Annotated in this window: 7 protein-coding genes; all 7 read left to right on the top strand. The window is 29.7% G+C overall.

Annotation, left to right across the window (positions count from 1 at the left end; translation table 11 throughout):
* Positions 1–183 precede the first annotated feature (183 nt).
* A complete protein-coding gene (locus tag EGT49_RS07865; RefSeq protein ID WP_135373182.1) occupies positions 184–1,035 on the top strand; it encodes a hypothetical protein in 852 nt (283 codons plus the stop codon).
* 215 nt (positions 1,036–1,250) lie between these two features.
* Positions 1,251–3,731, top strand: coding sequence for an AAA family ATPase (locus EGT49_RS07860; RefSeq protein WP_167849797.1), 2,481 nt, complete (start codon positions 1,251–1,253; stop codon positions 3,729–3,731).
* 661 nt (positions 3,732–4,392) lie between these two features.
* A complete protein-coding gene (locus EGT49_RS07855) occupies positions 4,393–5,379 on the top strand; it encodes an McrB family protein (protein ID WP_167849796.1) in 987 nt (328 codons plus the stop codon).
* Between the two features lie 99 nt (positions 5,380–5,478).
* Positions 5,479–6,750, top strand: a complete 1,272-nt coding sequence (locus tag EGT49_RS07850) for a 5-methylcytosine restriction system specificity protein McrC (RefSeq protein WP_167849795.1) — start codon at positions 5,479–5,481, stop codon at positions 6,748–6,750.
* 321 nt (positions 6,751–7,071) lie between these two features.
* Positions 7,072–7,629, top strand: coding sequence for a hypothetical protein (locus tag EGT49_RS07845; RefSeq protein ID WP_135373175.1), 558 nt, complete (start codon positions 7,072–7,074; stop codon positions 7,627–7,629).
* Positions 7,630–7,890: 261 nt separating this feature from the next.
* Positions 7,891–8,475 carry a hypothetical protein gene (locus tag EGT49_RS07840; RefSeq protein WP_135373174.1) on the top strand — a complete coding sequence of 195 codons (585 nt, stop codon included), beginning with the start codon at positions 7,891–7,893 and terminating at the stop codon, positions 8,473–8,475.
* A 168-nt stretch (positions 8,476–8,643) separates the two neighbouring features.
* Positions 8,644–10,068, top strand: coding sequence for a ribonuclease H1 domain-containing protein (locus tag EGT49_RS07835; RefSeq protein ID WP_135373172.1), 1,425 nt, complete (start codon positions 8,644–8,646; stop codon positions 10,066–10,068).
* The last annotated feature ends 4 nt before the right edge of the window (positions 10,069–10,072 follow it).

Below are 10,072 nucleotides of genomic sequence, written 5' to 3'. Positions count from 1 at the left end.
CTTATTTACCATGGAACCAAAATTTCAATCAAGTACTTGAAGCCTAAACCAACAATTATAGAAGAAAAAGCACTCGACTTTCTGGAAAGAAAGTCGGGTGTTTTTGCGTTCTGAAAGAACTCAGAAAATCAATACGGTCGGTTATTTACTGCTTACAATGAATTAATGAAAAGTGGATTAAGAATGTTTAAGAAAATTAAAATAAAACCATTAATGGGTGGGATAACAGTTATTATTATTTTGCTGGGTTTTTTTCTGGTTTTAATTAGTAACCTTCATCCTACAGTTAAATTAATACCAAATTATGATTCTATTCTTGTTTGTGAAAGGGTAGGGATATATCTTTTAATAATGGGAACGATTGTTTTTGTGATTAGATTCGTTTTGGAATTATGTATTAGAATTACAGGCTATTTGATTGATATCTATTATAAACTGAAAAGAAAGAGAAATTTAAATTTTTTAAAGTCAATTAGTAGTGAAGAAGGAAGAAAACCAGATTATTTCTTTAATAGATTAAATGAGCTAATCGATGAGAATAGAGAGGATGTCTTTATCAAGTCGCTTGAGTTTTATAAACATAGGGAAAGACATATTAATGGATTAAAACTAAAAAAATCAATTTATGAAGATAAAGGTGGTTATGATATTAGAGCTGTGTTTGAAAGAAATGAATTATTTTTGAGAATTTTGCAATACATGTCACTTGATGAACTAAATGAATGGAAAATTTTTCTTTCTGTAGATGAGGCCCCGCATTCTATTAAATCTCTAGTTAGAAATTTAATATTATCCTCTTCAATCGTAACTGTAATATCTTTTGTTATTAAATCTATTTTGGATTTTCCTACTTTAATATATGTGTTGTCTTGGATCTTACTCATATTTTTTTCTGTGTTGATTCTATATATTGGACATGCTTGGCGTGAGAAATATTTGAAAATCAGTTCAACTATGATTGAACGAGCCATAGAAATAAAAGAAGATCAAATTGTCAGAAGAAAATCTACTTTAAGACACAAGGCAAGATATTAATACTGCAAGTAATGAGTTAAGCATATAACCCGACTTTCTGGAAAGAAAGTCGGGTGTTTTTTGTGTGCTGAAAAAAATTAGAAAGTTGATATGGACGGTATTTGATTGTTTTACCATGTAATAATAAAAATCGAAACATAAATTAAATTATTTAATCATTGAAACAATAGTAAAATATAAATATATATATATATATATATGAAATGGAGGGGATTATGTTGTGGAATCAGATTAGAATAAATGCACCATATTTAAATGATGAGGATTTGAAAATTGATTTTGAAAGTAAGAACAAAAAAGGTAATAAAAAATTAAATGCTATATTAATTTTTGGTAGAAATGGAACTGGTAAAACAACAATATCTTCGGCAGTAAATAATACAATTAATTCTTGGAAAAATATTGATAGTAAAGAGAATTTAAAAGAAAATGCTGAAAATGAAATAATGCTGAATACTGCTTCTTTTTATGAGAAAAGAGATGACGAGATAAGTTGTTTGGGTAAATTAGATAGCGATGAATATGAACATTTCTATGTATATAATCGTTTTTTTATTGAAAATCAAGTAAATTTTTCTACGAATGATGAACTACAAGCAATAGTAAGATTGAAAAATCAGATTGATCTTCAAAAACAATATGATGATTTGAAAGAAAAGTCGGTTGAAATTAGAAATGAAAAAGAGAATGTTGAAAAATATATTGAAAGATTAGATGAAGGTTCTAGTATAGATAGTCCCGATTTTCATTATAGGAAAATAAAAAAGGAACTAAAGAAAGTTGGAAAATGGTCAGAAATTTCCGGTAGAATTGATGGGGATAAAATAAATAAAAAAGTTACTAAAAGGAATATAGATTTAATTAGAAATGTAAAAATTGTTAGTACAGACAATGTAAAACAATTGCAAAATCAATTAAACAAATTAATTTCTAGTATAAAATCGATGCGGAATAGTTCTTCTTTAGACAATTACAATGTACAATGTAACCCTAATAGTGAAGAGAAGATTATAAAGATTTTGTCTGAAAAACCGCCAATTGTGAATAGCGATGAATATAAGAATAGAATATCTAATACCATTGATTCTCGTAGTATTACACCAAAGCAAAGATTAGAGGTGTTCTCTAATAATAATGTTACATATTGTCCAATGTGTCTTCGAGATATTAGCGAAGATGAAAAAAATGAGATTATTTCAATTGTTAAAAGTGTATTGAATGATATCCAAATGGAGGATTACCTGAAAAAGGTAGATTCAATTGTGATTAAAAGTTTAAATAATATACCAATTGAATCAAAAATATTTGAAGAATTCCATACTGAAGCTTTAAATTTGAATTTAAAAATTAATACCTATAACGATAGTGTTGAAAAAATAAAGGAGATTTTTAGAGTAAAAAAAGCTAATCCATATAAAGATATTGATGTAAACCAAATAAATTTAGACTCGAAATTTGAAGAGATAAATAAAGATGAAATTGATCTACATGAAAAAATCTTTGAATACAACAAAAAATTTGATATGCTAATTGATTTGCAAAAAGAAGCACACCAAATTAACGATAAAATTGCGGCGATTGAATTAAAGGAAGAATTTAAGGAATGGGATCAAGCAAAAGAAAATTATAGTAGTACTAAAAATAAATTACAGTCCATTGAAAGAAGCGAGGACGAAAATAAAATAGATCTTCTGAAAGTGGAAAACAAAATTAATGGGCAAGAAATTGCTTTAAAAGACATAAATAAAATGCTAGCATCAGTTTTTATGGATCCAAATCGTATATCCTTACAGGAAGGAAAAAACTGTTATAAAGTGCTATCTCGAGGAAAGCCTATTGGACTTAAAAGTTTATCTACAGGTGAGTCTAATGCGATAAGATTATGTTATTTCTTTTCTACGATTAATAAAAACTTAAGTATTAGTGATGAGTACACTAAAAAAAGTTTAATTATACTAGATGATCCCGTATCCAGCTTTGATTTTGAAAATAAAATTGGGATTTTATCATTAATAAATGATAAAGTTAAAGATATTTTGTTTGGAAATGAAGATAGTAAAGTACTTTTAATGACTCATGATTTTGAAATTTTTAGTCACTTAGATAAAATAATGAATAATATTTCTACTTATAAAAAGAATTTAATAAAATGGAATGAAAGTTTAGACAGAAAAGAGCGAAAAAGGATTTCAAATGGACAAATTTACTATAGTAAATATTTATTAGACAATGGTAATTTAGAAGAAATTACAAAGAAATCTTCAAATGATTATGAAAATGAGTTAAATGCGATATATAGTTATGCTAATGATGAAGATAAAAATCTAGATGCTGTCATTGGAAATAGAATGAGACGTGTTGTTGAAGGGTTTTCTTCTTTTTGTTATTGTTTAAGCTCTAGAGAGATATTTACCGATCCTCAAATATTGAATCTTTTGGGTGATGAAAGATTGGAAAAATTTTATAGTAGTTTCGATTCGAGATTAGTATTAGATAATGAGAGCCATTTTGTGAATAAGGTTCAAAGCATTACCGACAGTAGTTGGATGAAATTTATTGGACACGAAGAATTAGTTAAAACGGCCAAATTAGTTATTTTATTTATGTACAAAATTAATCCAACTCATTTGGAGAAAAATATTAATGAATTTGATGAGAATAAGGTAAATTCGTGGATAAATCTAATTAATTATTAGTTTTCTGTGTGAGTGTAAAAAATATTGTAAGTGTTCTAACAGTTTAAAAAAATAACTGGTAGAATGGTGTCTTTTCTAAATATCTATATTGACCGATGTCTCATAATGCCGGCTTTTGTGTCCCATTAAATTGTAAGAGTAAATAACAGAATGTATTGATTTTTAAATTTCTTTCAGAACGCAAAAGCACCCGACTTTCCTAGAGTCGAGTGCGCTCAGGCTTCAAGTGATTGATTGAAATTTTGATTCCATGGTAAATGGGCTGTCAGATCTTCCTTTTTAGGAAAGCAGGTAACGTTGGTAACTTTTTAGTAATTTCATTATGTATTGGCGTGGATTTAGATGGAATGGTCTTTGTATTCTCAAAGATAGTAATCCAAGTAGCATCCTTTGTACTGGTGTTAAATAGCTAATTCTTTCTAACTGGCCAATGAGTAAATAATAATTACGCGATAAGGTGTTTTGTAGATAAAATGTGTACCAAATTCAAATCGATTGGATTTACTTTTCCAAAAGAATAGAAAGAAGTATGAAAATTGAATTATTACTAGAAATAAAAATGGAAAACCATATTTAGTGGTTTTCCATTTTTTAATTACAGTTAAAATGCGCTATCATTATAATAGTTATATAAGTATATTGGTATTTGGGGGAAATGATTTTGGCAGATTATAGAGAAGATATAAAAAACATCTTACTTAAGGAAAAAAATATTATATTGAGGGGAGCACCTGGTACTGGAAAAACTTATTTAGCACATGAAATTGCTTCAATATTAGTAGGAAGTAAGAAAGATGAGCGAGATAGAATTGGATTTGTTCAATTTCATCCCGGATATGATTACACAGATTTTGTTGAAGGAATACGTCCTGTTCAGAAAAATGAAAAAATGGGTTTTGAATTAAAGAGCGGTATATTTATGGAGTTCGTTGAAAAAGCAATTAAGAGTCAATTTGACGATGCATGGGAAGAATTCTTAAACGCTGTGAAGGGTGCGGGTCCTAAAGGATATAATGGCGTAGAGGGTGTGAACAATCTTATTCCCTATGAGAAGAAGGGGGATGGAGTATATGTTAAAGAATCAACGACGTATCTTAGCAAGAATCAAATTTATAGGGTATATAGAGGACTTCCTGGTGTCAAAATGGGAGGGCATGATTCATATAGAAAACATATAGTTGATAAATTGAAGAAAAGTTTTTTTAAAAATGATAAAAAATACGTTTTCATTATTGACGAAATAAACAGAGGTGAAATTTCAAATATATTTGGTGAATTATTCTTTTCTATAGATCCTAATTATAGAGGAGATACACAAAACGCAATAAGTACACAATATTCAAATTTACATTCTAATGAGGATTTCAAATTTTTCATACCGAATAATGTCTATATTATTGGAACGATGAATGATATTGATCGTTCAGTAGATACCTTTGATTTTGCGATGAGAAGAAGATTTTCATTTATTGAAGTTACTGCTGAGGAATCGGCCGCACACATGCTTAAAAATGAAAAACTTAGAAGCGTGGTCAACAAGTTCAATGAAATCATTGGTAAAGATCTTTCAAGAGATTATCAGATTGGTGCTAGTTACTTTAAAGTATTGGATGCATCAAGTGATGAAAAAATGATTTGTGGAATATGAAATTGGAGCCACTCCTTAATGATTATTATAAAAATGAGACTGGTGCGAGTGATAAAATAGCAGCTCTAAGAGATATTTTAATGTCTTTTGGTAATGAAAATGATTAATATTACTGATAATCAAAAAATTAAGGGTAGCAGTCTTATAGTACATCATTTTCTAAATAAGGATATTAAAACGCTTCAGGAAAGCAATTTCATAATCTTTCCAAGAGCAATTTATTTGGACAATAATAATTATCTATTTAGAACCAGGGGTAAAGAAATCCATTCATGTAATTATGTTGGTTACCTTAATTATAAAAGTGAGCAGATGAAGATAAGATCTCGTTTTACTAATGAAGAATTTGATCAAGATTATTTTCTTCGTCATATGTTGCAAACGGTATTAAATTATAATATTTCTTCTAGTGTAGTTGGAACATCTGAAAAGGATTCTTATTTAGATTTACTATCTTGGATATTCCCATATTATTTGACTAATGCTCTGAAAAAAGGATTGTATAAGGAATACGTTTTAAAAAGATACAATGATTCTAATATTCGAGGCAAATTGAATATCTCAACACAAATTAAAAAGAATATACCCTTTACTGGTAATTTTGCATATGAATCTAGAGTAATTAGTTATGATAATCAAATTACCGAACTTATTCGACACACAATAGAGAAGATTAGTAAAAAAAATCCTGGCATTTTGACTAATGATAAGGAAACAAAAGATGCCGTAAGGCTAATTAGAAGTGCCACTGGAAAATATTCAAAAGATCAAAGGAATAAAGTTATTCAAGATAATTTGAATAATCCTGCCAAAACTGGTTATTTTGATGAATATACGGCATTGCAGAAGTTATGTTTGCAAATATTAGATGATAAAAAAATTGCATATGGAGAAATGTCAGAAAGTAAAGTACGGGGAATATTAATTGATGTTGCATGGTTGTGGGAGAATTATATTGCCAAGATATCGGGTATGAGTCATTATGGAAGAGTAAGAAAACTAAAAACGCTTCATCTGTTTAAAGATATCCAGACGAAAGGGTTTAGGTACCCAGATTTTGTTTCTAAAAATGAAATTCCTATTGATACAAAATATAAATTGAATCTAAATACTAGAGACGATTATAATCAAATGATAACTTATATTCATTTGTTAAGATCAGCCGAAGGAATTTTCTTAAAGCCCGATATTCAGCGCGATAAAGAGGAACATATTGAAAAAATTGGAGAAGTTGATGGAATGGGAGGAACATTGAAGACTTATAGATTTTTTATTCCCCAAGGTACTTTAAATTATCAAGGGTTTGAATCAAAAATTAAAAATGAAGAAGATCATTTTACCCAATATTTAACGGAATTAACTCGAAAGTGAAGCTAGATAAGTGAGTTTTGAATTCTTTTCGTAAATTGTACAGGCAATCAATTTAAAAAGTTGATTGCTTTTTTGTTTTAAACACTAACCGATATTGAAATTGGGATAGGGTGTGAAATCGTAAATTTGTGTTTGCTCAAACAGAGAATATGAATTTCTTTACATCAACTTTAGTTTTTGGAAGACGATTGATAAAAAATATTGAAAACTTTTTGAAAAAAATGTGTTTTTCGCTGTTTTTCTTTTCATTTTTCTGCATAATAAAGGAACGGTAAAACATTTTGGTTTTATCGAATAAAATTTGGAAGAGAGGCGAATTATATGAAATTTAACTCAGCGCCTAAAATTATTTTAAGCTGGGATTTACTTATGTCTATTCGAGAAATTACCATTAATGAAGAACGAACTGATATTCTTGAGTTTTTGAAGAGATTGCGGGCTGAGGGTCAGATTTTCTTTTCTTTTGAAGTCTTATGTTACTTTAAGCAATTTTTGTTAATGAATGACGGTTCTGAATTTGTTAGTTGTCTTTTGAGTGAGGCTGAAAATGCGGAATTGGCTGAATTTGAGGCATTAGAGGAATTCGATTTTTCTGAGAGTTTTTCTGGTGCTGATGGATTGGCAATGTCACGTTTTGCAGCTTTTCAAACTTTGAGAGATTTGGAGATGGATCTTGAAAATGGATTGGTATTTGCGAATGCTGAATTAATTTTTGTAGATTTCGCTGGGGATGATTCAAAGATAATGAAGATTCAAAATGATTTTTGTCTAGGTTATGAAAATTTTGTTCAGCATGCAGGTTTTACTAATCGTTTGAATGTGATTGAGGCTAATGAGTTTTGGGACTCTTTGATGAATCGGATTGCTGATACGAATTAGTAATTATTTTTATTATTTTTCAAACAGTTACCGATATTCGAAGTTGTAATAACATTCGATTTAATTAATTATATCGTCAAAATCATGGCTATAAATATTGATTTAACAACGTTTGTAGCGTGATGGAAATTTGCAAAATTTGCTGAAAATGGCTTGAAAAAAATTGCTGGAAATTGTTTCTTTTTTCAGAAGTTTTCGGCACAATGATAGTACGATGAAACGGGTTGTTTTGTCGAAATAATATAAATGAGGGAAAATCCTATGGACTACTCTACTAGCACGATGATTATTTTGGATTGGAATTTACTTATGTGTTTACGTGAGTATCATGATCAAGAAAAACAAGTTAAGTCGGTCGATATTTTGAAGGAATTGAATCATGAGGGTAAGGTCTATTATTCGGCTGAGGTGCTAGCTTATTTTAGACAATTTATGGAGCAGGCTGATGGTCATGAATTCGTTAGTGATTTCTTGGATGGTGATGAGCTTCAGGAATTAGATGATTTTGAAAGGATTGAAGAGCTCGATTTTGAGAAGCGTTTTCCGAATCACAATAACATTTCGATGTTGGTTTACTCGACTTTTCAAACGTTGGCGGATCTGGAAGTGGATATTCGTAGAGATTTGTTGAATGAACATATTGATCTATTGTACGTTGATTGTGCTGAGCGCTGGCTAGATGAAGGCAAGCTTGAAATGGCGGAGGCGATTCGTTCGAGGTTCTTTTTGGAATTTGGCAAATGTGCGCGTGATTTGGATTTTGCTGTCGATGCTGGGACGATTAGTGCGGAAGAATTTGTGGATATCTTGGGAACGTATTACTGGGATAGTGAGGATGAAATATAAGTGTTTGGTTCTCAGTTAAAATGAATATGGTTAATGTGATGAGGCATACTTTCTTAAGTATGTTTTTTATTTTGAAAAAATAAGTTAATGAGTATTTCCTCTTGCTCAATTTACGTAATTTATTTATGTACGTGAATTTAAGTTTAAAAATGAGGGTGAATATTTATTATGGTAAAAAACAAGGTATATGCAATTAAAGCTGGAAGAAAAATAGGACTATTTTATTCATGGGATGAGACTGAGAAAATGGTAAAGGGTTTTCCTGGAGCAAAATTTAAATCTTTTATGACTGAGGAAGAGGCTGAGGAATGGTTGAATTTTACCCCGGAAAAAGTTGATGAGAGTAAATATGAATTGGTTGGTTATGTTGACGGTTCAAGTATTTTAAATGTAGATGGTTATGGGTCGGGAGTTATTATTTTGGATGCTTTTAGTAAAGAAATTTTATTTGAAGGGGGATTTAAAGGTAATAACAATGACTTTAAATCCTCTAAACAGATTCCTGGAGAAGTTGAAGCTTGTTTGTACGCTTTGAAGTGGGCTAAGGAAAATAAGTATAAGAGTATTTTGATTAAATATGATTATGCAGGTATAGAAAATTGGGCTGATGGATCTTGGAGGGCAAAAACCAGTATTGCCGTATATTATAAGAAGAGATTTAATATCTTAAGTCGAAATATTAAAGTGGCATTCTCCAAGGTAAAGGCTCACAGCAATGTTGAATTTAATGAACGTGTAGATCGAATTGCAAAACGAGCTCTTTTATCTGGAGAACATGTTGAAAATATAGATGGTAGTCATAGTTTAAAAGGAATATCAGATGTTGATTTGAAGGCCTTGATAAAAATAATTAATGAAGATGGCCTTATTAAGGTATTAGTTATTAATGAAGAAAGTAATAAAATCAGATATAGATTTATTAATGAAGACGGAGAATCAGCAACGGTAACTTATTATAAAAAGAATATGTTATGTCTTGTTCAGGGAAAGAGTGATTCAAATATAATTAATCAGTCTGTTTCGTATTTAGTTTCGTTAGTATCATCAAATGAGGCTGTTATAGATATACTTTCTGAAGTTAATTCAAAAAGTATAGATAAAGATAAAATCAAATTATTGTTGGGACGTTTGATACCTCACTTTGAACGAGATAAACAAATTTTTTCAAATATGTTATTTCAGTCCATTGTTAATTATGATGATAATTCAGAATCATTCGACTACACTTTTAAGATAACTCCAGTATTACGTTTGTCTGAATATTATCTTGCAGAAATATTTGAAACTTTTGATGGTGGTAGAGAACGTGTAGTTGATAATAAAGGGAGACACCGCTTTGGCAGTGCCTTTAATTATAATGCGGTTACGAATGAACATGAATTAAGGGTAGAATTTGTTAGAGCTTTAAATTCCTTCGAAAAAGTTGACTTGGTAAATAAAATGTATAGTTTTTATAATAAATCACGTTCGCCGTATGTACATGTGGGTGATGATTTCTCTAGTGTAAAGATTGTGAACTCTAATTTGGAAGTTAAAATGGTTCTAGAAGCTGCTTTTGAATTATTTGACAAGTATTACACGTATTTCGTATAATAAT

Source organism: Companilactobacillus suantsaicola, from assembly GCF_004745525.1.
GTDB lineage: Bacteria > Bacillota > Bacilli > Lactobacillales > Lactobacillaceae > Companilactobacillus > Companilactobacillus suantsaicola.
This window is presented reverse-complemented; position numbering and strand designations above follow the sequence as displayed.